General features: G+C 58.9%; 19 protein-coding genes. 11 read left to right on the forward strand and 8 right to left on the reverse strand.

The features are described from left to right. The first annotated feature begins 241 nt into the window (after positions 1–241). From KB890_RS03325 to KB890_RS03355, 7 genes are read left to right on the forward strand one after another with little or no spacing between them, the layout of a single operon-like run. Positions 242–2059, forward strand: coding sequence for a glycosyltransferase family 2 protein (locus KB890_RS03325; protein WP_019704221.1), 1818 nt, complete (start codon positions 242–244; stop codon positions 2057–2059). Then, positions 2056–3387, forward strand: coding sequence for a DUF3131 domain-containing protein (locus KB890_RS03330; protein ID WP_004183757.1), 1332 nt, complete (start codon positions 2056–2058; stop codon positions 3385–3387). Before KB890_RS03325 ends, KB890_RS03330 begins: the two co-directional genes overlap by 4 nt. Further along, positions 3384–4931, forward strand: a complete 1548-nt coding sequence (locus KB890_RS03335) for a DUF3131 domain-containing protein (RefSeq protein WP_004183756.1) — start codon at positions 3384–3386, stop codon at positions 4929–4931. The genes KB890_RS03330 and KB890_RS03335 overlap by 4 nt, the downstream gene beginning before the upstream one ends. After that, entirely contained in the window at positions 4916–6310 is a 1395-nt protein-coding gene (locus KB890_RS03340) for a DUF3131 domain-containing protein (RefSeq protein WP_020324883.1), read from the forward strand. Before KB890_RS03335 ends, KB890_RS03340 begins: the two co-directional genes overlap by 16 nt. Next, positions 6307–6741, forward strand: coding sequence for a globin family protein (locus tag KB890_RS03345; protein WP_020324881.1), 435 nt, complete (start codon positions 6307–6309; stop codon positions 6739–6741). The genes KB890_RS03340 and KB890_RS03345 overlap by 4 nt, the downstream gene beginning before the upstream one ends. A 2-nt stretch (positions 6742–6743) precedes the next feature. Then, positions 6744–9437 (forward strand): hybrid sensor histidine kinase/response regulator, encoded by a 2694-nt coding sequence (locus KB890_RS03350; RefSeq protein WP_020324872.1) that lies wholly within the window; start codon positions 6744–6746, stop codon positions 9435–9437. Continuing rightward, entirely contained in the window at positions 9427–11625 is a 2199-nt protein-coding gene (locus tag KB890_RS03355) for a glycoside hydrolase family 2 protein (RefSeq protein ID WP_020324880.1), read from the forward strand. Before KB890_RS03350 ends, KB890_RS03355 begins: the two co-directional genes overlap by 11 nt. Positions 11626–11649: 24 nt before the next feature. Here the strand turns inward: KB890_RS03355 and KB890_RS03360 are convergent, their stop codons facing one another. The 3 genes from KB890_RS03360 to KB890_RS03370 all read right to left on the reverse strand — a co-directional run bounded on the left by KB890_RS03360 (position 11650) and on the right by KB890_RS03370 (position 15009). Next, positions 11650–12519: an aldo/keto reductase gene (locus KB890_RS03360; RefSeq protein ID WP_004152141.1), complete on the reverse strand. Its 870-nt coding sequence runs from the start codon at positions 12517–12519 to the stop codon at positions 11650–11652. Between the two features lie 78 nt (positions 12520–12597). Continuing rightward, a complete protein-coding gene (locus KB890_RS03365) occupies positions 12598–13800 on the reverse strand; it encodes an MFS transporter (RefSeq protein WP_004179500.1) in 1203 nt (400 codons plus the stop codon). Positions 13801–13872: 72 nt separating this feature from the next. Then, positions 13873–15009, reverse strand: coding sequence for an alpha/beta hydrolase (locus tag KB890_RS03370; RefSeq protein WP_004888562.1), 1137 nt, complete (start codon positions 15007–15009; stop codon positions 13873–13875). A 172-nt stretch (positions 15010–15181) separates the two neighbouring features. Between KB890_RS03370 and KB890_RS03375 the strand changes: the two genes are divergently transcribed. Then, positions 15182–16066, forward strand: a complete 885-nt coding sequence (locus tag KB890_RS03375) for a LysR family transcriptional regulator (protein WP_004152138.1) — start codon at positions 15182–15184, stop codon at positions 16064–16066. Between the two features lie 124 nt (positions 16067–16190). On the opposite strand, the gene KB890_RS03380 is transcribed toward KB890_RS03375, so the two are convergent. Beyond that, complete coding sequence (locus KB890_RS03380) at positions 16191–17024, reverse strand: DUF6216 family protein (RefSeq protein WP_004888565.1); 834 nt, start codon at positions 17022–17024, stop codon at positions 16191–16193. A 230-nt stretch (positions 17025–17254) separates the two neighbouring features. On the opposite strand from KB890_RS03380, the gene KB890_RS03385 reads away from it, so the two are divergent. Then, positions 17255–17641: a VOC family protein gene (locus tag KB890_RS03385; protein WP_004140226.1), complete on the forward strand. Its 387-nt coding sequence runs from the start codon at positions 17255–17257 to the stop codon at positions 17639–17641. Positions 17642–17808: 167 nt separating this feature from the next. On the opposite strand, the gene KB890_RS03390 is transcribed toward KB890_RS03385, so the two are convergent. Continuing rightward, positions 17809–19425 (reverse strand): peptide ABC transporter substrate-binding protein, encoded by a 1617-nt coding sequence (locus KB890_RS03390; protein ID WP_004176446.1) that lies wholly within the window; start codon positions 19423–19425, stop codon positions 17809–17811. Beyond that, a complete protein-coding gene (locus KB890_RS03395; RefSeq protein ID WP_004148146.1) occupies positions 19422–19538 on the reverse strand; it encodes a hypothetical protein in 117 nt (38 codons plus the stop codon). The genes KB890_RS03390 and KB890_RS03395 overlap by 4 nt, the downstream gene beginning before the upstream one ends. A gap of 72 nt (positions 19539–19610) precedes the next feature. Between KB890_RS03395 and mpaA the strand changes: the two genes are divergently transcribed. Further along, positions 19611–20318, forward strand: coding sequence for a murein tripeptide amidase MpaA (mpaA, locus tag KB890_RS03400; RefSeq protein WP_004152134.1), 708 nt, complete (start codon positions 19611–19613; stop codon positions 20316–20318). Here the strand turns inward: mpaA and ycjG are convergent. Further along, positions 20315–21280 carry an L-Ala-D/L-Glu epimerase gene (ycjG, locus tag KB890_RS03405; RefSeq protein ID WP_020324890.1) on the reverse strand — a complete coding sequence of 322 codons (966 nt, stop codon included), beginning with the start codon at positions 21278–21280 and terminating at the stop codon, positions 20315–20317. The genes mpaA and ycjG overlap by 4 nt on opposite strands. A 102-nt stretch (positions 21281–21382) precedes the next feature. Here ycjG and tpx point away from each other — a divergent pair, with 102 nt between their 5' ends. Beyond that, complete coding sequence (gene tpx / locus KB890_RS03410; RefSeq protein WP_004152131.1) at positions 21383–21889, forward strand: thiol peroxidase; 507 nt, start codon at positions 21383–21385, stop codon at positions 21887–21889. Between the two features lie 70 nt (positions 21890–21959). On the opposite strand, the gene KB890_RS03415 is transcribed toward tpx, so the two are convergent. After that, the gene (locus KB890_RS03415) at positions 21960–23012 is read right to left on the reverse strand and encodes an AbrB family transcriptional regulator (RefSeq protein ID WP_004183734.1); all 1053 of its coding nucleotides are present in this window, start codon (positions 23010–23012) and stop codon (positions 21960–21962) included. Between the last annotated feature and the right edge of the window lie 94 nt (positions 23013–23106).

The following is a 23106-nucleotide window of genomic DNA, read 5'->3' on the forward strand; positions in this document are numbered from 1 at the left end:
CAAATTATTTAGATAGTGTAGAATGGGCTATCTTGCAATGTTCGTTTTATAAATTCCGCCGGCGTGTATCACACTATGTTAAGTCATCCCGGTGACTATCATTTCGCGCTGTTGAAATTTTTGCGCCACCATCTACACTCACTTTACTGTTATTTATAAGCCCCTGTGCGTTCTGCAGAACGCCCCCAATCGATAACAGACCTGTCATTCAAACCCAGCGCGGAATCAGGATATCCTTGCTATGGATTTTTATTTTTCCCGTTTTGAACATCGCCGACCGCCTGAACCGCTCAGCACCCCGCGCTGGGTGAGAATGATTTGGCAGGTATTAGCTGTGGCCGCCCTGGTGCTTGGTGCCAATTATATTTACTGGCGCTGGACCGCGTCCTTAAACACTGACGCCCTGTGGTATGCGATCCCTCTGGTGCTGGCGGAAACCCTGGCGTGGATTGGCACAGTTCTGTTCACCATTAATTTATGGCAGGAAAAAGATCCTCCGCCAGGGGTCCCCCCGACGGAGATCAACGACTGTCTGCGCGCGGATGAAGCGGTGGAGTCGAGGCCGATTAAAGTCGATCTGTTTATCGCCACCTATTCCGAAGACGTGGAGCTGGTCAGGCTGTCGATCCGTGACGCCATGCAGATGACCTATCCTGGTCCGCTCGATTATAAAGTGCATGTCCTTGACGACGGGCGTCGCCCGGAGATGAAGGCGGTCTGCGAGCAGGAGGGGGCGAACTATATCACCCGTCAGAGCAATATCGGCTACAAGGCCGGTAACCTGCGCAACGGGCTGGAACATACCGATGGCGACTTTCTGATCATCTGTGATGCCGATACCCGCGTTTTCCCGACCCTGCTGAGCCACACGCTCGGCTATTTTCGCGATCCGGACGTCGCCTGGGTGCAGACCCCACAATGGTTTTTCGATCTCCCGGAAGGAGAGGATCTGGCGAGCTGGCTGCGGCGTAAAGCAGGCGGTGCAGGCTATGGCGTGGGCTGGCTGGCGCAGAAAATCGTCGGTCCGGTGACCATTGGTCGCGATCCTTTTTTCAACGATCCGCGCATGTTTTACGACGTGATTTTACGGCGCCGCAACTGGGCTAACGCCGCGTTCTGCTGTGGCGCCGCCTCCGTTCACCGACGGGAAGCGGTGATGCAGGCGGCGCTGCGCAGCTACGTCTGGAGCGTTGACGCCGAAATCGCGCGTCATACGCGGGATATTCGTGACCCGGCAACGCGGGAAGCGCTGCAGGACGCCATGCGCCCCCACGTTGCCTTCGATACTGAACTGACGCCCTATAAGTTCCACGTCTCGGAAGATATTTATACCTCCATCCTGCTGCACGGCGACGCTGCCCGCCGCTGGCGCTCGGTAATGCACCCGCGGATTGAGTCGAAAATGCTCTCTCCGCAGGATATGCTGACGTGGATGATCCAGCGCTTTAAGTACGCCGCCGGATCGCTGGATATCCTGTTCCATGACAACATCTTCAACCGACGCCGCTTTAAACTCTCGCTGCCGCAAACGCTGATGTACGCGACCACCTTCTGGTCGTATCTGGCCTGCGTGTGGAACACCGTATTCCTGATCTCGCCTGTTATCTATCTCTTCACCGGCATTCCGCCGGTGTCGGCGTGGTCTACCCCTTTCTATCTGCACTTTTTACCCTTTTTTATTGTCTCCGAACTGGCCTTTATGTTCGGCACCTGGGGCATTTCTGCCTGGGACGGCCGGGCCTCTTACCTCTCCTTTTTCTCGATGAATCTGCGGGCGCTGGACACCGTTTTGCGCGGGGAGCAGATCAAATTTCACGTTACGCCGAAAGAGCGACAGACGGGCCGTTTTCTCTATCTCGTCAAGCCGCAAATTGCCATCGTTTTGCTCACCCTGACGGGGCTGATATGGGGCGGTATTCAGGTGGCGCGCGGTCAGGTTGACGACCCCTCCGGGTACGTCATCAACATTTTCTGGGGCGCGGTGAATATTGCCGCCATGCTGCCACTGATCTTCGCCGCCATGTGGACGCCCCCCGAAGAGCAGGAGGCGAGCCGATGAGGATCCGCGACGCCCTGCTATCCGCGCGCAGCTATCTCACTATCCTCATTGGCTTCCTGCTGGGTTTTGCGATTGTCGTGTGGGTGGAAAAACAAATGCCCGCGCGCGTCGAGAGCAGCGGCGGGATGACGTTGAGCCAGGATTTTCCGCCGCTCCCTCCCCCGCGCGAGCTGACCTTTGACGAGGCGATCTGGGCTCGGGTGGCCTGGCAGTATTATGTCAACAATACCCAGCCAAACGGCCTGGCCAACGCGCACGATGGCGAACCCTGGCTCAGCCTGTGGAGCGTCGGCAGCTATCTTTTCGCCGTGGTCGCCGCAGAGCAGCTGCATATTGTGACCGCCGCCGAAGGTGATGAGCGCATTGCCGCCGCCCTGTTTACCCTCGGTCAACTGCCCCTCAACGCCCAGGGATTGCCCGCCGCTCAGTACCATGCCGACACGCTGCAGATCCTCGGCAACCCGGACTCCTCCGCCATCGGTATGGGACGCCTGCTCACCGCCCTGCAAACCCTGCTCTGGCGCTATCCTCAGCACGCCGCCGCGGTGCGGGATCTGTTTAATCAGTGGCGGGTCGGCGCGCTCATCAGCAACAGCCCCGCCAGCCAGGCCGCGGCGCCGCTGCACCACTGGGCGCTGGCGGCGGATGAACCGCGGGACAGCTTTGGCTACCGGCTGTACGCCAGCCATACGCTGCGGTTGATCGACAGCGCGGCGGGGCTGGCGGTGACCAACCCGCCGCAGGGGCAGCAGATGATCGATATCGACGGCATCATGGTGCCCGACGAGGGGCTGCGCACGCCCTGGGGGCGGCAACCTTCGCTGATCAGCCTGCCGTACCTGCTCACCGGGCTTGAGCTGGGCTTTGACGCGCAGAGTGCGGAGATCGCCTGGCGCATCATGCAAATCCAGCAGCGCCGTCATAGCCTGAGGGTCAGCAAGCCGCCGATCAGCACCGACTACGCCGAGCCCGCGCCGGATTATGCCAGCGCGCTGGCGGACCGGCAGCCGCAGAGCGCCTTCGCCCCGCGCAGTGCCACCCCGGAGCAAACGGCGATCACCTCTACCCGCACCGCCTTTGCCTGGTACGCCCTGTTCCGCAATAGCTGGAGCGAAGCGCTTCGCCAGCAGGTCCAGACGCTGCAGGTCCCGGGCAAGGGCTGGCAGCGTGGGTTAAATCTCAACCGCAGCGTCAACGACGTTGTTGACGGCGATACCAACGCGATCGTGCTGGAAAGCCTGGCCTACATTTCCCGGGGGCAGATGCTGTGTCTGGCCTGCCTGAGCCCTACCCCTCTACCCTCGTCCTCAGCAGGAGCAACGCCATGAAGCTGACCTATTTTTCCCGTTTTCCTCTGCTGGCCGGACTCATGGCGCTGTGGCTCTCACTCTCCGGCGCGCAGGCCGCGACCGGTCTGCCGGCTGCGGAATACGCCCCGCGTAGCGGGGAGCTGACGCCGAGGGAGATGACTATCGCCAAAAATGCCTGGCAATATTTCGTCGCCAACTTTCAGCCCACCACCGGGCTGGTCAATGCGGTAAACAAATACCCCTCGACCACCATGTGGGACAGCGCCTCCTATCTGGCCGCCATGACCGCGGCCCGTGAGTTGGGGATTATTGATAAGGCGGAGTTCGACCGTCGGATGCTGAAGTTTCTCGCCACGTTGAATAAGCTCGATTTATTCCGTAACGAACTACCCAACAAAGCCTATAACACGATAAGCGGACAAAAGGTTAACTACCAGAACAAGCCGGGTGAAATCGGCTATTCGGCGCTGGATATCGGCAGAATGCTGATCTGGCTGAAGGTGATCAAGGAGCGCTATCCGGAATACAGCAACAGCATCGATAATGTGGTGCTGGGGTGGGATTTTAGCCATGTGGTCGATCCCTGCGGCACGCTGTACGGGGCGTATCTGGAAAACGGCCAGCCCAAATACGTTCAGGAAGGCCGTCTGGGATACGAGGAGTACGGCGCGGCGGGCTTTCAGCTGTGGGGATTTAACACCTGTCAGGCCAGCCGGCCGCAGCCCTACGAGCTGGCGGAGATTTACTGCGTGCTGGTCCCCTATGATTCGCGCGACCCACGGCAAACCAGCCAGCATAACTATGTGGTCAGTGAATCCTACGTGCTGTATGGCATGGAGTTTGGCTTTGATAACCCTGGTGACCGGAACAACAGCCCGCGCGAGTACTCCCATCCCTGGATGAAAAACTTCGCTGACCGGGTCTACCAGGCCCAGGAGAATCGCTACGCCATCACCGGGATCCTCACCGCCCGCTCCGAGCATCAGCTCGATAAATCCCCGTACTTTGTCTATGACACCGTGTTCAGCGACGGGTTTAACTGGAACACCATAACCGACAAAGGCCAGTTCGTACCGAATAGCGCCGCCGTGTCGCTCAAAGCGGCGATGGGGATGTGGGTGCTGTGGAACTCGCCCTATACCGATCGTCTGCTGGACGCCATTGAAAACGCGAACGAAGCGGGAAAAGGCTATTACGAGGGGTTGTATGAGAACGGCGACGGGCCAATCAATGAGTTTACCGCCAACAACAACGGCATCATGCTGGAAGCACTGCTATTTAAAAAGGAGGGAAAACTGCTGCAGTTTTCCAGCGACAACCCGAAAAACCGCGATTTCGCCCCGTCGCTGTGGGACAAGAAGCTGGTGGATCTCTTTGAACCCAATAACGGCCCGCGCAATCGCCCGTTCCTGAGCAACACCCCCGCCGTCAAAACATGGTGCGAGCAGACCGGGACCACGCAGCGCACCAAACCCGCCTGCCAGGCCTGCCAGTGTGCCGCCTGCAAGGCTGACGAGCCCGTTAAACTTCCGCCGGTGACCGCGCAATGCTTAAAACCATAGCCCGCTGGCTGGCCATCGCCGTCGTCCTTTTTCTTATCGCCCTGGCGCTGTTTTATCGCGAAGGCGCGGGGTGGCGCTGGCTGACCAAAGGCGGCTGGCACACCACTGCCCGCATCAGCAGCCTGACGCCGCAGGAGCGCTCGTGGGCGCAGATCGCCTGGCGGTACGTCGAGAACAATACCCAGCCGCAAACCGGCCTGGTCAACGGCAGCGACAAACAGCCCCGCGCAACGCTATGGCAGATGGGCGACACCCTTATCGCCCTGCTCGCCGCCAGAGAGCTGGGGTTGGTAAAGGAAGCGGAATTCGACGCCCGCCTGACGCCCCTGCTCGGCACCCTCAATCGCCTGACGCTGACCGACGGCGGTTCGCCGGGCAGGCTATACTCCACTCAGACGGCGACCCCTGTCGACTTCAGCGGCAAACCGGCGGCCAGCGGCTGGTCAGCAAAAGATATGGCCCGACTGATGCTCGCCCTGCGGCTCACCGCCGAACGCGCGCCGCAGTATGGTGAATACATTGATAAAATTATCCTGCGCTGGAACTTCTGTCCGGTTATCGATAAAGACGGAGAGCTGTGGTCCGCCTCACTGCAGAACGGCCAGCGGACGATCCGCGAGGAGCTTCGGCTGGGAGACAGTGAATACGCCGCCAGCGCGTTTCGCCTGTGGGGGTTCCCGGCCGGCAAGGCCTTCTCTCCCCCGACGCGCCATGTGATTATGTATCAGCGTCGCCTCGCCGTTGACGACCGCGACCCGCGAACCACCTGGCAACCCGTGGCGCTCTCCACTCTGCCCGCCATGCTACCGGGACTGGAGTTCGGCTGGCAGCCGCCCGGCGTGCCGGAAGAGGTACAAAAAGCCATGCGCGAACGGGCGGAAGGGATATGGCTCAGCCAGAAAACGCGCTGGACACAGGATAAAGTGCTAACCGCCCGGGCCGATTTTTCGCTTACCCAGGCGCCCTGGCACGTGGAAGATACCGTCTGGGGGAATGGCTACGCCTGGAATACGCTCGGGGACGACGGGAAGTACTACCCCCGGCTGGCGCAGGTGACCACCAAGGCGGTCTTTGTCCTGTGGACGCTGTGGGAAACCGAGTATACCGATGCGCTGATGGCGGTCACTACCCATCTTAACGACCCGCAGCGCGGCTGGTTTGAAGGGCGGGTCGAGGCCACCGGCGACGTCAACGCCACCCTCACCCTCTCCACTAACGCCATGGTGCTGGAGGCGCTGTTTTACAAACACAACGCCGGGCCGTTGTTCAAAAACGGCCTCGCGGATGACAACAGCTACTTTGCCCGCCGCGCGACGGACGAATTTAACCCGCCCCGCCGCTGCCTGCCGGGCGAACGGGTCATGAGGAGCGCACCATGAAGTTTTATCGCGATCTCTTTGAAGCCAGCCTGAATCGCGTCGTACCGGAGCGCGACAAACAGCGCTTCTTCCAGGCCTTCTACAGCACCTTTATCCATATGTCACCGGAAACCGAGCAGCACTTCTCCCAACGCTCCGGCGAGGCAGGCCAGCAGATGATCTTTAAAAGCTTTTTCGCCATGCTGGCGGTCAACGGCGACCTCTTCGTACCCGATTTTCTGGAACGGCTGGCGCGGGCGCAGAGCAAGGAAGGCCTGCGCCTGCCGCCGCGTTTTTTTGCGCTGTGGCGAGAAGCCATGCTCAAAACCGTCCGCGCCAGCGATCCGCTGTGCGATGAAGAGATCCTCACTGCATGGGCAATGGCGATCGCCCCCGGGCTTGAGTATCTGCGCCGCCAGGCGGAGCTCCACTATCAGACCGCAGGTCACTGATCATGCATGCCGCTAACCGTACCGACCTCAACGTCCTGCCTTCGGCGGTGATGATCTACGATGAGCGCGAACGACTGCAGGCCTGGAATGATAAGGTGGCGCTGTTTTATCCAACGATCGCGCCCTGGCTCGCCGTCGGCGCTTCTCTTGAGAGCCTGGCGGAGAAGTTTATCGATGCCGGTTATAACATTGACCCTGGCCGGCAACAGACGCTACGCGAGACGATTATCCGCAACTGCCGCCAGGCGAACCATTGCGAAGTCCGCCAGTCGGGCAACCGCCGGATTTACGTTCAGCATCAGCGGCTGGCGGATGGTGGAATTGTCAGTCTGCATACCGACATCACCGAGCTTGACGAGGCCCGACGCGCACGTCACCAGCTTCACGACGATTTTTTATTCACTGCGGAGTCGATCCAGATCGGCATCTGGGACTGGCAGGTCTCCCACGACAACCTGCAGGTGAATGACACCCTGCTGGCGATGGTCGGCCAGTCGCGGGCACAGTGGCGCTATCCGCTGCGTTTTATGCTCAATCTGGTCCACGAGGACGATCGCGCTACCCTGCAGCAGGCGATGATCGCCTCGCAAAACGAGCATATGCCGGTTTTTGAATGTGAACTTCGCGTCCAGCACCCGACGCAGGGCTGGCGCTGGATGCTGCTCTCCGGGCAGATTGTCACCCTCAATATGCAGCAGCAGGCAGAGCGGGTGATCGGCACGTTGCAGGATATTACCCGGCGCAAAGCCGCAGAGCTGCTGGCCATTGAGGCGGCGAAGGAGGCCCGCGAGGCGAACGAAGCGAAAAGCGCCTTCCTCGCCAATATGAGCCACGAAATCCGCACCCCGATGAACGGCATTCTCGGCATGACGCAGCTGTGCCTCGACACGCCGCTGACCGCGGAGCAGCGGGAGTACCTTTCGCTGGTGATGAGTTCAGCCCAGTCGCTGCTGCACATTATTAACGACATTCTTGATTTCTCACGCATTGAGTCGGGCAAGATGCAGGTGGACGAAGAGCCGCTGGAGATCCGCCCCTTTATCCAGTCGCTGATCCGCCCGCATATGCCCGCCGCCAGCGAAAAGGGTATTGAGCTGCTGGTGGATATCTACCCTGCGGTACCGGAGGTGCTGATCGTCGATGGCCCCCGGCTGCGGCAAATCCTGACTAACCTGTTGGGTAATGCGCTGAAGTTCACTCATCAGGGGGAAGTTCTGCTGGCAATAGCGCCGGCCGACGACGAAAGCCGCTGGCGCTTTCGCATTCGCGATACCGGGATTGGCATCGCCCCGGAAAAGCAAAAGGCAATCTTCGAAGCCTTCAGCCAGGCCGATAGCTCCACCACCCGCCGCTACGGCGGCACCGGGCTGGGATTAACCATTTCGGCCCGCCTGGTCAGCCTGATGGGCGGTGAGCTGACGGTGGAGAGCCAGCCCGGGACGGGCAGTGAATTTGCCTTCACCCTGCCGCTGGCAGGTCTGCACGCCGCCGTCTCCGCTAACGCCCCGCCGGGCCGCTTCAACAATGAGCGGGTGCTGGTGGTTGACGACAACAGCACCAACCTGCGCCTGCTCGACACCATGCTTCGCCAGATGGGACTGATACCGATCTGCGTGGACAACGCCAGCGAGGCGTTACGTCGGGCCGCCGAAGGGCCGCCCTGGCCGCTGATCCTGCTGGATGCACAGATGCCGGATATGGACGGCGTATCCCTGGCGCTGGAGCTTTCCGCCCTGCCTGAAGCCCGGCAAAGCCAGATTATTATGCTCAGCTCCATGAGCCGCCATTTTGACGCCAATATGCTTAAGCGCATCGGTATCGCCCACTATCTGCATAAACCGGTGGCGCAGCGCGAACTGCATCAGGTTATCGCCGGTATTCTCCTTCCCACGCCGGTGGTGGCGACAGCGCCAGCCCCCGTTGCGGAACCGGTCAGGGACCAGACCGGGCTGCATATCCTGCTGGCTGAGGACAACCTGGTTAATCAAAAGGTCGCCAGACGGCTGCTGGAGCAGTTGGGTCACCGCTGCGAGGTGGTGAGCAACGGCCGGGAGGCGCTGGAGCGCTGGCGCGCAGCCTGCTGGGATCTCCTGCTGATCGATCTGCAAATGCCGGAGATGGACGGTGAAACCGCCATCCGTCTGCTGCGCGAAGAGACGCCGGCGCTGGGCAGGCAACATCAGCCCGCGATGGCCATGACCGCCCATGCCATGCAGGGCGATAGAGAGCGCTGTCTGGCGATGGGCTTCGACGGCTATATCGCCAAACCAGTGAGTCTTGAGGCGCTACGGGAAGCCATCGCCCGCGTCGGCGCAGCGGAAGATAGCGGTTTGGAGGAAGAGAAAGGCCTGCCGGACGAGGCCCACCTGCTAAAACAGTGCGCCGACGATCCTGAGCTGGTCGAGGAGCTGCTGGGACTCTTCGCTGAAGGGCTTGACGCCGCAACGTCGGCCCTTACCCACGCCATTGACGCCAATGACCGGGAGACGCTGCGCCGTACCGCCCACAAGCTGCGCGGCGAGGCGGTCACCCTCGGCTTTCAACGCCTTGCCGGGGTGCTCCAGCAGCTGGAGAGCCAGGCGACGTCGCCCGACCGGACCGTCCCAGATGACCTGCGCGACGCGCTGGCCGAGGCAACCACAGGCTGCCACCGGTGGCTACATCGCAGATCGCAGGAGGTTCCCCGTGCTCCATAGACGCCTTCTGCTGCTGGTGGTTTGTCTGCCGCTGGCGCACGCCGGTTCTGCGCCGGTGACCTGGTCACTGGCCGGACAATGGCGGGTGCATGACGCCAACGACAGCGCCTTCGCCGGCGCGCAGGCTTCGGACGGCGACTGGCGCACGCTGCGGGTACCGGCAAACTGGTACAGCGCCGGATACGATCATCAGGGCGCCCTGTGGTATCGCCATCAATTTACCCTGCATGGCCTGACGCCGGACGCCATGGCTACGCTGGTGTTTGACGGCGTCGATTACTTTGCCGAGGTGGCGCTCAACGGCAAGACGCTGACCCGGCACGAAGGCTATTTTCAGCGCTTCCCGGTGGACATCACCGGGGCCGTTCGCCGCCATAATCAGCTCGCCGTGCGGGTCGACAGCCCCTATGAAGACCCGCAAAAGATCTGGCCACTGCACAAGACGCTGATGAAAGGGATCCTCAATCAGCACGATACCCGTCCGGGCGGCGCCTGGTCGGTTCAGGGGCAGGATGCCAACTCCGGGGGGATCTGGGCGCCGGTGAGGCTCCATCTGAGCCGCGGCGTCACCATCGACGAGGTGATCCTGCGCCCGGACTGGCAACAGGGGCTGGAGCAGCCCATGCTGCGTGCCGAAATCCGCTATCGGGCTGTGACGCCCGGCCCCGTCACGCTACGCCTGACGGCTACCCCGGACAATTTTTCCGGCCCACGTTTTCACCAGGCCTTCGCGGTCACTCTGGAGAAAACCGCAGGCGTCCTGCACGTCTCGCTGCCCATGCCGTCCGCGAAGCTCTGGTGGCCCGTGGGCGCAGGCAAGCCGAACCTCTACCGGGTGCGCGCCACCCTAACGGATGACCGGGGGATGATGGATACCGCCGTCACCCGCACCGGATTACGTAAGGTGGAAGCGCTGGCGGACAATCAGGGCTGGCGCATCAACGACAGACGGCTGTTCATTAAGGGCAGCAACTATATTGGCTCCCCATGGCTAAGCACCATGACGCGGAAAAAGTACCGTCGGGATTTCAGGCTTGTCACGGCGATGAACGCCAACGCCATCCGCGTTCACGGCCACGTGGCGGGCCGCGCGCTGTATGAGGTGGCTGATGAGATGGGACTGATGATCTGGCAGGATGTCCCCCTGCAATGGGGTTACGATGACAGCGCCGCCTTCGCCGAGAACGCTGTGCGCCAGACCCAGACGATGATGGACCAGTTCGGCAATTCGCCGGCGATTATTGTCTGGGGCGGCCACAACGAGCCGCCGTGGAACTCGCCGTGGATGGAAAAACGCTTCCCCGACTGGCGTAAAACCTTAAATCAGACCCTGACGCAGCGGGTGGGCGATGCGCTTGCGGAAGATACCTCCCGCATCGTGCATCGCTTTTCCGCTGTCGAAGAGCACTACTGGGCAGGCTGGTATTTCGGCACCCTGCGCGACCTGCTCGCCCCGGCGAAAACCGGGATTATTACCGAGTTTGGCGCCCAGGCGCTGCCCCGGCTCTCCACCCTGAAGACCATTATCCTGGCCCGTCTGCTGTGGCCGAAAACCACCGCTGCCGACGACCCCGGCTGGGTGCGATGGAAGTACCATAATTTTCAGCCTTTCCAGACCTTTAAATTTGCCGGTATTCCACGAGGCAACAATATTCAGGAGATGATTGAAAACACCCAAGCATATCAGGCCCGGCTGGTGGCGCTGGCGGCGGAGAGCTATCGCCGCCAGCGTTATCAGCCGGTGACCGCCCTGTTCCACTTTATGTTTGTCGAGACATGGCCCTCCATCAACTGGGGGGTGGTAGATTATCTGCGCCAGCCGAAGGCCGGTTACTATGCCCTGCAGCGCGCCTATCAGCCGATCCTGCCGTCCATCGAGCCGGTGACCGCCAGATGGCGTCAGGGAAGCCCGGCGACGGTGCGCCTGTGGGCGATTAACGATACCTGGGCAGCCTGCGAGGATTGCCGCCTGACCTGGCAGGTCAGGCAAAATGGCCAGATGCTCGCTCAGGGAGAAACCTCGCTGACCCTGCCGCCCGACGCTGGCCAAATGGTCAGGGAGTTGACCGTCACCCCCGCCGGCCCGCAGCCCGTGACGATCGTCTACCGCATTGACAACCGTCGCGGCAAACACGTGGGTGCTAACCAGCATACCGAGCCCGTCGCCGCGGCGCAGGCGGGGAGATGAAGATGGAGCCAATCGGTGCCGCGGTCAGTCGTGGATTTTCACCCCCAGACATCCGCGAACGAACTCAGGGTTGAAGTGTTTTACCGCTTCGCCAACATAGCCTAAATCCAGGGCGCTGATTTGCGCCATTTCGTTATCTGTTAATACGAAATCCCAGATAGCAAAATTTTCTTCAATGCGCTCCTGGCGAGTGGATTTAGGGATCACCGTGACGCCACGCTGCACGTTCCAGCGCAGAACAACCTGCGCAATGGTTTTCTGGTGCGCATCGGCGATCCCCCGAAGCAATGCATCTTGATACGGATTATGTCTGCCACCGCCTAACGGCGCCCACGCTTCAGGCTGAACGTGATAATGCTTCATGGCTTCCAGCGCCGCGGGCTGCGCGAAATAAGGATGCAGTTCAACCTGGTTCACCATTGGTTTAATTCTGACAGTTTCGCAGAAGTTAGCTAACACATGGGGGTAAAAATTGGAGACGCCGATCGCTTTCAGGGTACCGGCCTCATAGGCCTCTTCCAGCGCACGCCAGGCGCTGAAATAATCGCCCATCGCCTGATGTAGCAAATAAAGATCAAAGTATTCCAGGCCCGATTTTTTTAATGACGCGGCAATCCCGGCTTTCGCCATCCCGGTGTTGGCCATGTCCTGGACCCACAGTTTGGAGGTAATAAACAGCGCCTCGCGGGTACACAGACCTTCGGCGATGGCTTCGCGCACGGCCTCACCCACCGCATCTTCATTATCGTAGACGGCAGCGGTATCGATGAGGCGATAACCGGTGCGAATGGCGTTCAACACCGCCTGCTTACACTCCGCTTTATCGGTCACCTTGAAAACGCCGAAACCCAGCATCGGCATTTTGCGAGCGTTACTTAATACTGAATATTCCACGGTGAAGCTCCCCTCTTGTTAAAACACCATGGTAAGACAGGAACGCGGTCACGATTAGCCTGTCATTCCTGATTTGACTTATGCATTCAATTCATTAATCGCAGTGCGCTGAGATGATCTGATTTTGACAGAGAGCAGAAAAGTCACCCCTGCCGCGCCCAGCAGTAACAGACCGCTCAGTGCAAAAGTGCTGTGCCATCCCAGACTATCAAACACCAGGCCGCCTACCGTTGACCCGAGGGCTATCGATAGCTGGATCACGGCGACCATCAGCCCGCCGCCCGTCTCCGCATCCTCGGGCAGCGTCCGCGCAATCCATGTCCACCAGCCGGTGGGCGCCGCCGTCGCCAGCAGCCCCCACAGGCTTAACAGTACGGCGACCGATCCCGTGTGGTGTCCGGCCAGCAGAAGCGTTCCGGCAATTGCGGCCATTAACAACGGGATAGCCACCAGCGTCGGATAAAATCGGGCATTCAGAACGGTCGTAATAAGCAGCGTGCCGATAAAACCGGCGATACCCATTGTCAGCAATATCAGGGACAGACCAGAAGGACTGACCTGGGTCACCGTCTCCAGAAACGGTCGCACATAGGTAAATAAGGTAAACTGTCCCATAAAGAACAGTCCGCAGGCCAGCAATCCCAGGGATAGCGTAGAAAGACGGAACAGACGCAGCACCGATCCCTGCCGCTGTGGTGCGCGCGGACTTTTCATCGACGGCAGGCTAATGCATTGCCAGACGAAGGCCAGCACCGCCAGCGGGACAAGACATAAAAAGGCGCCGCGCCAGCCGACGGTGGCCCCCAGGTAGCTGCCCAGCGGCGCTGCCACAACGGTGGCCAGCGCGTTGCCGCCGTTAAAGATGGCCAGTGCGCGGGGGACCTGGCGTTGCGGCACCAGCCGAATGGCCGTTGCCGCCGACATCGACCAGAAGCCGCCGATGACGATCCCAATGAGCGCTCTGCCCAGCATATAAACCGGGAAACTGGACGCCAGGGCAATAATCACCCCAGAGGCTGCCATCAACGCCGTGAGCCCCAGCAGCAGCCATTTACGGTCCAGCGATCCGGTAAGACGGGATATCGTCAGGCTGGTCAGTACCGCCAGCGCGCCAGAAAGCGCAATGCCCTGACCGGCTAATCCCTCGGTAATGTGTAAATCACCCGCGATGGGTGTCAACAGACTGACCGGCATAAATTCTGAGGCAATGAGCACAAATACGCAGAGCGTCATCGCCAGGACGCCGCTCCAGTGTGCCCGGGTGTGACCTAATGCAGACATTATTTCTCTCCGACAAGACAAAGCCGCCCGCAGGCGCGTGGCGGCTTTGGGGATGTCTCCGGCACAGGAGATCTATTTCAGGTTGGTTTTAAAAAATTGCGCGAACGTCGCAAAGGGAATTTTGCCCGCGACGTTGTCATAGAGATCGACGTGGTTTGCGCCTGGGACAATCACCAGCGCTTTCTCTTTACTGCCGATGGCCTTAAAGGCATCTTCGGCAAAATAGCGTGAATGGGCTTTTTCGCCGGTCACGATAAGCGTCGGAATAGTCACTTCGCTGGCGTAACTCAGCAGCGGCATATTCATAAACGACAGCGGCATCGTCGCATTCCAGGCCCCGGTTGAATTAACCGAACGCGGATGGAAACCACGCGGCATACGGTAATAATCGAAGAACTCTTTCAGGACCGGGTTGGGGTTGGCGGGCAAGGTTTCCGGCAAAATACGATCGGCAGCGCTGACGTTGCCCTTATCATCAACATAAATGTCATGCCCACCGGGGACGAAGGTGCCGTTTGCCGCATCTTTCCAGCGCTGCACGTTCAGATAGCGCAGTACGGCGCGACGATCGGCAGTGGTATAGCGGTCTTTGCCATCGCCCACTCCATGCCCCATCGCGCGGCTCATGTCATACATGACGCTGGTCGCCACCGCTTTGACGCGGGTGTCCATCGCCGCGTCGTTCAGGGCCATACCGCCCCAGCCGCAAATGCCGAGCAAACCGATACGGTTGCGATCCACCTCTTTTTGCAGGCCCAGAAAGTCCACCGCGGCACTGAAATCCTCGGTATTGATATCCGGTGAGGCTACGTTGCGTGGGTAGCCACCGCTTTCGCCCGTATACGATGGGTCAAACGCCAGGGTGACAAACCCCTGTTCGGCCAGCGTCTGGGCATACAGGCCGCTGGACTGCTCTTTTACCGCGCCGAAGGGACCGCTCACGGCAATAGCTGCCAGTTTGCGTTCACCGCGATCCTTCGGCAGGTAGAGATCGCCAACTAAGGTTATCCCGTAGCGGTTCAGGAAGGTCACCTTACGGTGATCCACTTTCGAACTCTCAGCAAAAGTTTTGTCCCATTTTTCAATCATTGAAACAGGCGCATTCGGGTTAGTTGTCTCAGCAGAGCTCATCGTTGTGACTCCAGTTAATGAGGCGCAAAGCAGCATGGCGGGTATCGCGGCTGTCAGTTTTTTGGTGAAAACCGTCATCAAAATTCCCCTAAATAAACGTGATCAATGCAAGTCTTCAGTAGACAACGCTGCTGTGCTTTGTTGTCGTGCGCTTAGTGTAGCCAGCAGTAATGGTTCTGATTAGAGGCTGAAAAATGCTAAAATTAATACCATATAGTTCTAAATGGCATCTGGGTGACGAGGCAGGATAATGGCGAAACGGGAAAACTATAATGACCTTTATCTGTTTATGCAGGTGGTACGGGAAGGCAGTTTTACCGCCGCAGCGCAACGACTTGGCCTGGCGCAGTCCGGGGTAAGCCGTGCGGTTCGTGAACTTGAAGAACGCCTGGGCGTTCAGCTTCTGGTGCGTACCACCCGCCGGTTGTCGCTCACTCAGGCAGGTGAGCAGCTCTATCACAACGTCGAATCCGGTTTCGACGCCTTAGATATGGGGCTCGCCACGCTGGCCCACTATCGTCAGACGCCCTCCGGTACGGTACGCATCAATGCCAGCCAGCATGCCATTGATAAAGTCCTGCTGCCGAAGCTGGCAGTATTTAAACAACGCTATCCCGATATCAGACTGGAACTGATCAGCGAAAGCCGGTTTGTCGATATTATTGCGCAGCGATTTGATGCGGGCGTACGTCTGGGCCCGGAAGTCGGAAGCGGCATGATTGCGGTACGCATTTCGCCCGATATGGAGATGGCGGTGGTGGGTACACCGGAACATTTTCGCCGCTACGGCTTTCCACAAACGCCCGCCGATTTAGTCGCCCACCCCTGCATCGCTTATCAGTTCGGCGACGGCAGCCTTTACGCCTGGGAACTTAATGTGGATGGCAAAAAAATCACCCACCCGCCTCAGGGACAGTGGGCTTTCGCCGATAGCTATATGGAGGCCAAAGCGGCGAGGCTCGGTCTGGGGCTGGCCTATGTCCCGGAAGAGCTGATTACCGACGATCTAGCCCAGGGCACACTTATCCGGGTGCTCCAGCGTTATAGCCAGCGTCTGGAAGGATCATTTCTCTATTACCCGCACCGCAATGTGTCGCCCGCGCTGAGAGCGGTCATTGATACATTGCGAATGTAGCTGAGGTTGCCTGCAGGCAGCAGGCAACCGGTAGTGGCCGTTGACAGCTTCTGTACTCGGACCTGTCATTTAATTCCGATCGATGCAAACAGTAATGCCAGACGGAAATGAATTTATATAAATATTAATTTTGTGAGTTATGTACTTCATTATAAAGTTTAGAAGCAGCACCTCTGCGTAACAAGCTAAAAAAGCAAATAATCGTAAAGATGAAGGGGTAAATAGCCAAAACCCATGCCAGTTTTTGATTTTTAATGATATTATTTATAGTATCACTCAACGAACCACTTGAAAAGTTCTCACAAATCCTGTCAACCGAGCGCACACTTATCCCCGCTTTTTCTGAGAAAACCGTTTTATCGAAATCTTCACTTTCACACTGTTTTTTATCGAGCTTCCACTCAGTCCAGTTCAGGGGAAGGTAATTATTGGTCCAGATCGAACTCTCAGCAATATGATCATTAATCCAAACCCATGACTTGTCGTCGCCTAATCGTACTAGTGCGGATGGCTTCAATGCCAGCAACATAAAATTTGATAATAGCAGCATAGTTAACACACAAGAGAAAAATACACCAACATTAGCGATAAATAATGGTTTTATTGCCTTGAGCGTTGATATTTCAAACCATCCTTTCGCGGCTGTGACATGACGAATATCTATATTTTTCTTTTTCGTCCAGTTAATCAGTGACTTGATCTCTTCTTTATTTCTTGCGCCGACATTAAATAAAACATTAAAACGTTCAACATCATTTCTCTCATTGAAATATGCATTTATTTTACCGTCGTGAAACGTTTTCCCTCCCAGGCAGAACTCCCATAGCCGGTTCAATAAAGAATATGCGGATCCTGCCCGTTTCCAGATAAACACTCCTAATAAACCAAAAGTAACAAAAATTAACGCGCTATTTATCAGTCCATCAAAATTCCATATCGAAGAAATTAAACTTTCCATCTAGCCCCTCTTAATCATCCCGCTAATCGTATGCTCAGCAATCACACCACAGCATCATTACAAAATAAATATTTTTTAACTGCAACTTTTCTTATCCAGCGCACAAGGTTATTGCCGATATCTTCTTATACGCAGGCCACAACTATACGTCACGCTCTTCTGCTACTTGAGCCTTACATTCCACCTCAGTGCTGCTACGCTATCTCTGAGAAAATGGCGAAGGAGATATAATGAAAGTCCTCAATATCCTGATCCGTCGATGCGTGCTGATTGCCCGCTTTGAAGAGACCGTTTCGTTCTACGAAAATCTCATCGCGCAGAAGGCAAGGTTGCGTTTCGACTATCCCGAATACGATCTCAAACTGGCGCAGGTGGGTTCCGTGCTTTTAATTGGCGGAACCGAGCAAAGCCTGGCTCCTTTTCGCGCCACCGAGGCCACTTTCCTGGTCAACGACATTACCGCCTGGGAGAAACATCTGCCTTCCACCGGGGCAACGATTATCAACCCGGTGAAGGCCGTACCCACCGGCTGGAACATGCTGGTTCGGCATCCGGATGGCATGATTGCCGAATACGTTGAGCATCATGATAAAAACCCGGCGGATGAGATCTTCTGATGCTTCGCGACCAGATGGTAGAACCTGGCATCAGTCGGCCATACTGCCAGAAAAGTGAGACTTTCTACTGTGGCGCGAGAAGGAGAGCAGGAGAAACTGGCGCTGCAAGCCGCGCCAGCTCGGGGATCAGCGATGGTTGCCTGACATTATCAGGCAACCAGTACCGGTTAGTGCTTCACGATATACATGGTACGGCTGTAGGCCACATCTTCCGGGTTGGTGATCGGGTAGCCTTTCAGCCACGGCTTAATCAATCGGCCGTTAGTGTACTGGTAGATCGGCGCGATCGGCGCTTTGACCATAATGATCTTCTCCGCCGCGTTGTAATCGTCGTTACGCGCTTTGGCCGAATTCTCCACCGCCGCCTGGGCGAGGATTTTATCGTACGCCGGATCGTTAAAGCGCGAGATATTTCCGCTGTGGGTGGAGGTCAGTAGCGACAGGAAGGTGGACGGCTCGTTGTAATCCCCCACCCACGAGGCGCGGATCACGTCGAAATTGCCGGTGTTACGGCTGTCGATATAGGTTTTCCACTCCTGGTTCTGCAGCTTCACTTCCACGCCGAGGTTTTTCTTCCACATCGACGCCACCGCGATGGCAATTTTCTGGTGGTTCTCAGAGGTGTTATACAGCAGCGTCAGCTTCAGCGGACGATTCGGGCCATAGCCAGCGGCAGCCAGCAGGGCTTTCGCCTGGGCATTAAGCTCAGCCTGACTCATGCTCTCAAACTGTGACGGCTGGGGGGTGAAGCCCGCCGTCACGTCCGGCGTGAAGCGCCAGGCCGGTTTTTCCCCGGTCCCCAATACTTTCTCCGCCATCACCCGGCGATCGATGGTCATGCTCAGCGCCAGGCGTACCCGCTCATCCGCCGTCGGCCCCTTTTGGGTATTGAAAGCGTAATAGTAGGTACCCAGCTGCGGCGGGGTATACACCTGCCCCGGAATATCCTTCAGCAGTTTCTGGTACATATTTTTCGGGAAAGACTCGGTGATATCGATATCCCCTGCAAGATAGCGCTTGGTGGCGGCGGACTCCTGGTTAATCGGCACAAAGGTGACCTGCTGGATCACCGTTTTGGCGTTATCCCAGTAGTGCGTGTTCGGCACCACCACCAGCTTCTCATTGACCACACGGTCTTTCAGAACATAGGCGCCGTTGCCCACCAGGCTGCCGGGCCGCGTCCAGTTCGCCCCGCTGTCGACATTCGCCTTTTGCACCGGATAGAAGGCAAAGCTGGCGGTCAGGTTGCTAAACCACGGCAGTGGTTTATCCAGCTGCACCCGCAGGGTGTGGGCGTCGACGGCGGTGACTCCCAGGGTCTCCGGCGCGGCTTTGCCGTCAATAATGTTCTGCGCGTTAGCGATCCCCGCCAGCGCCGCGAACCAGGCGAACGGCGAAGTGGTTTTCGGATCCACCAGACGCTGCCAGCTATAGACGAAATCTTCGGCGGTAACCGGCGTGCCGTCGGACCAGCGGGCATTATCACGCAGGGTAAAGGTCCAGACGCGGTTATCGTTGCTCTGCCAGCGGGTCGCTACGCCTGGAACCAGGTTGCCTTTCGCATCCTGATTGACTAAACCTTCAAACAGATCGCGGATCACCTGGATTTCCGGCAGGCCCACCGCTTTGGCGGGATCTAACGAGGCGGGTTCATCTTTGATATGGCGCACTAACAGCTGTTTTTCCGCCAGTACCGTGCCCGGCGGTACGTCAGCCGCCCAGGCCAGAGAAGATACGCTGGCTAACCACAGCGCGCCGCATGTCAAAGCGACAGGATACTTCATAAGATCCCCTTTAAAATGAAAAAAATACCGCCAACAGAGCGATAATTATTTGTTTCATCACCTGAAATTGCAAACGACATATGATAGAAAATTGATGTGCCGTCGGATTTCACGCCTCAGGGAATGGGTTTGATCCCGATACGCTTTTCGCCAACACTAAATAATAACGACACACAGGAAGCCCTATGTCTATTTCACGTCCTCGCCCGCAGCGCGGCGACTTTCCGCCGGGAACCCGGCAGTATGGCAGCTCGGAACTGGGCGCGCCGCTGCTGTGGTTTCCTGCGCCGCAGGCCGACAGCCGTAGCGGGCTGATTATTGCCGGTACCCACGGTGATGAGAATTCGTCGATTGTGACCCTCTCCTGCGCCCTGCGCACCCTGAAACCCGAGCTGCGCCGCCACCACGTGGTGCTGACGGTCAATCCTGACGGCTGTCAGCTCGGGCTGCGCGCCAATGCCCGCGGCGTTGACCTCAACCGTAACTTTCCGGCAGCCAACTGGAAGCAAGGGGAAACGGTTTACCGCTGGAATAGCGCGGCGGCGGAGCGCGACGTGGTGCTGTTGACCGGCGAGCAGCCGGGTTCGGAACGGGAGACCGAGGCCCTGTGTCAGTTGATCCATCAGATTCATCCGGCGTGGGTGGTCTCCTTTCACGATCCGCTGGCCTGCATCGAAGATCCGGGCCACAGCCCGCTGGGTCGCTGGCTGGCCGACGCCTTCTCCCTGCCGCTGGTGGGCAGCGTGGGCTACGACACGCCGGGCTCCTTTGGCAGCTGGTGCGCCGATATCGGACTCCCCTGCATCACCGCCGAGTTCCCGCCGGTCTCCGCCGACGAGGCAACGGAGCGTTACCTGCCGGCGATGACCGATCTGCTGCGCTGGCAGGCTTAAAGATGAAGCACGCCGGTGCTGAACAGCAGCGCCGGCTCAACGTCCACCGCCAGCCATGTCGGGCCGTCGAGGTCAGCGAAGCGCGCCAGCGGCGCCAGAGGGAGCGCGGCGGCGATCCCGCGCGAGGTGCAGAGCATACAGCCCAGCATCCGTTCAAATCCCTGCCGTTCCGCCTCCCCGGCCAGAGCCAGCGCTTCGGTCAGGCCGCCCGTTTTATCCAGTTTGATATTGACCATCTCATAGCGCCCGCGCAGCCGCGGCAGGCTCTCCCGGGTGTGGCAGCTCTCGTCGGCGCAAATCGGCAGCGGATGAACGAAGTTTTCCAGCGCCGAGTCGTCGTCGGCGGGGAGCGGCTGCTCAAGCATCGCCACACCGAGGTCCGCCAGCAGCTGACAGCGCGCCGCCAGCCCCTCGCTGTGCCAGGACTCATTGGCGTCAACAATCAGCGTAGCCTCCGGCGCCGCCTGGCGGATAGCGATTAGCCGCTCACTGATCAGTCGATCGTCGAGCTTCACCTTCAACAGCTGGGCCCCTGCCTGCCACAGCGCCGCGGCGCTGGCCGCCATCTGATCCGGCGTGCCAATGACCACCGTCTGGGCGGTAATCACCCGGTCAGGCAACACCACGCCCAACAGCTGGGCCAAGGTTTTGCCTTCGCGCCGGGCCTGCAGATCCCATAGCGCGCAGTCAATGGCATTGCGGGCGGCGCCTGCCGGCAGCAGCCGCTGCAGCTGTTCGCGGGTAAGCCCCGCCTCCAGTTGCTCGCCGATCGCTATCACCTGGGCCATGACCGAGGCGATGCTCTCGCCATAGCGGGGATAGGGTGTGCATTCGCCTACCCCTTTCACGCCGTCCTCTTCCAGTTCCACTACCACCACTTTTGCCTCGCTGCGGCTACCGCGGGCGATCACAAAAGGGGTATGGAGCGGCCAGGCTTCCTCATACACTCGCACGTTACGCATTCCCTTGTCCTCTCTGGTAAATGTTAAATAGGGTTTGCCGTGTAGCTGGCGGATGTCATACACTACTCGCGACGTTAACTATATGTAAACAGGAAGATAACCATGTCACAAACCGTGCATTTCCAGGGCAACCCCGTTTCTGTTCAGGGCACCATTCCGCAGGCAGGCGCTAAAGCGCAGCCGTTTACGCTGGTCGCCAAAGATCTCTCTGACGTCGCGCTGAGCCAGTACGCCGGCAAACGTAAAGTACTGAATATTTTCCCGAGCATTGATACCGGCGTGTGTGCCGCATCAGTGCGTAAATTCAACCAGCTGGCCGCTGAACTGGACAACACCGTAGTGCTGTGCATTTCCGCTGACCTGCCGTTCGCCCAGTCCCGCTTCTGCGGCGCGGAAGGCCTGAGCAATGTGGTCACCCTGTCCACGCTGCGCGGCGCGTCCTTCCTCGCTGACTACGGCGTCGCCATCGCCACCGGTCCGCTGGCTGGCCTGGCTGCGCGTGCGGTGGTCGTAATCGATGAAAACGATCAGGTCGTCTACAGCCAGCTGGTGAACGAAATCACCGAAGAGCCGGACTACGACGCCGCGCTGGCCGCCCTGAAAGCCTGATAACAGATTGCCCGGGCGCATCGCGCTCGCGGACATTCGAGCTGCCCAGCCCCCGCTCTGCGGGGGCTTTTTATTGCCGCGGCGCATAGCGGGAGATAGCCCGCGCCATCGCCGGGCCGGTCAGCAAAATGGTAAACAGCCGCAGCGTCTGTAGCGCCATAATAAACGACATGTCCGCCCGGGTGCCGGCGGCGATAATCGCCACCGTGTCCAGCCCGCCGGGGCTGGTGGCCAGATAGGCGGTCATAAAGTCCATCTGCAGAATGTGGGTCAGGGCAAGGGCCATCAGGGCGCACATCAGGATCAGTCCGATGATGGAGGCGATAATCTGCGGCAGCGTCTTGAGGGCCAGCAGAAAAATGGCTTTATTAAACTGGAGCCCCACCGTCCAGCCCAGCACCGCATAGGCCATCGCCAGCAGCCACTCCGGCAGCTCCAGCATCAGCCAGCCGCCGCCCTGGGCCAGCGCGCCAAGCAGCATCGGCAGCAGCATGGCCCCGGAGGGGATGCGCAGCCGCATGCCCAGCCAACAGGCCACCGCCGTCAGCAGCAGCGTGAAAGGGAAATTCAGGGTCAACGATGGAAACCAGACAATATCCTGAGTCATCTCCTGTGCTTCATTGCCCAGGGCATAGCGCACCACCAGCGCCGCCGCGCCGACGACAAACAGCACCCGCAGATACTGCATCAGCGCCACCAGCCGCACATCGGCCCCGTACTCCTGGGCCATCACCACCATTGCCGACGCGCCGCCGGGAGAGCTTCCCCAGGCGCCAGTGGCGCCCGGCAGCGCGCTGTAGCGGACCAGCAGCCAGCCGGTAAGGCCGCTTATCGCCAGGGTGGTCAACAGGATCGCCAGCACCAGCGCCCAGTTGTTGAACAGCACGCCAAAAACAGAGGGATTAATCGCCCGGGCGATCATGCAGCCGACAATGGCCTGCGCCGCCAGATAACAGGGGCGAGGGATGCTCAACTTCACCCCGCGCAGGCTCAAAATGAGACCGGCGATCAGCGGCCCCAGCAGCAGCGCTGCCGGCAGGTGTATTCGTAACAGCAGCGAGGAAAAGAGAACAGAGAGCAGCAGCAATATCAGCCAGTGCCCGATCGCGCGACGCGACGCCAAGATGCACCACCCCGGAAAAAGGATTAAAAAACCAGTATATACAGGTTTGGCCCGCTTTGCAGGCCGGGATGCCGGCGACGTGAGTCGCCGGCCT

This window comes from Klebsiella sp. P1954 (assembly GCF_018199955.1).
Lineage (GTDB): Bacteria > Pseudomonadota > Gammaproteobacteria > Enterobacterales > Enterobacteriaceae > Klebsiella > Klebsiella pneumoniae.

What these genes read in the sequence shown, in the direction of transcription:
- KB890_RS03325 (WP_019704221.1), top strand. Translation starts at nt 242, where the DNA reads ATGGATTTTTATTTTTCCCGTTTTGAACATCGCCGACCGCCTGAACCG.
- KB890_RS03330 (WP_004183757.1), top strand. Translation starts at nt 2,056, where the DNA reads ATGAGGATCCGCGACGCCCTGCTATCCGCGCGCAGCTATCTCACTATC.
- KB890_RS03335 (WP_004183756.1), top strand. Translation starts at nt 3,384, where the DNA reads ATGAAGCTGACCTATTTTTCCCGTTTTCCTCTGCTGGCCGGACTCATG.
- KB890_RS03340 (WP_020324883.1), top strand. Translation starts at nt 4,916, where the DNA reads ATGCTTAAAACCATAGCCCGCTGGCTGGCCATCGCCGTCGTCCTTTTT.
- KB890_RS03345 (WP_020324881.1), top strand. Translation starts at nt 6,307, where the DNA reads ATGAAGTTTTATCGCGATCTCTTTGAAGCCAGCCTGAATCGCGTCGTA.
- KB890_RS03350 (WP_020324872.1), top strand. Translation starts at nt 6,744, where the DNA reads ATGCATGCCGCTAACCGTACCGACCTCAACGTCCTGCCTTCGGCGGTG.
- KB890_RS03365 (WP_004179500.1), bottom strand. Translation starts at nt 13,800, where the DNA reads ATGTCTGCATTAGGTCACACCCGGGCACACTGGAGCGGCGTCCTGGCG.
- KB890_RS03370 (WP_004888562.1), bottom strand. Translation starts at nt 15,009, where the DNA reads ATGACGGTTTTCACCAAAAAACTGACAGCCGCGATACCCGCCATGCTG.
- KB890_RS03375 (WP_004152138.1), top strand. Translation starts at nt 15,182, where the DNA reads ATGGCGAAACGGGAAAACTATAATGACCTTTATCTGTTTATGCAGGTG.
- KB890_RS03380 (WP_004888565.1), bottom strand. Translation starts at nt 17,024, where the DNA reads ATGGAAAGTTTAATTTCTTCGATATGGAATTTTGATGGACTGATAAAT.
- KB890_RS03385 (WP_004140226.1), top strand. Translation starts at nt 17,255, where the DNA reads ATGAAAGTCCTCAATATCCTGATCCGTCGATGCGTGCTGATTGCCCGC.
- KB890_RS03390 (WP_004176446.1), bottom strand. Translation starts at nt 19,425, where the DNA reads ATGAAGTATCCTGTCGCTTTGACATGCGGCGCGCTGTGGTTAGCCAGC.
- mpaA (WP_004152134.1), top strand. Translation starts at nt 19,611, where the DNA reads ATGTCTATTTCACGTCCTCGCCCGCAGCGCGGCGACTTTCCGCCGGGA.
- ycjG (WP_020324890.1), bottom strand. Translation starts at nt 21,280, where the DNA reads ATGCGTAACGTGCGAGTGTATGAGGAAGCCTGGCCGCTCCATACCCCT.
- tpx (WP_004152131.1), top strand. Translation starts at nt 21,383, where the DNA reads ATGTCACAAACCGTGCATTTCCAGGGCAACCCCGTTTCTGTTCAGGGC.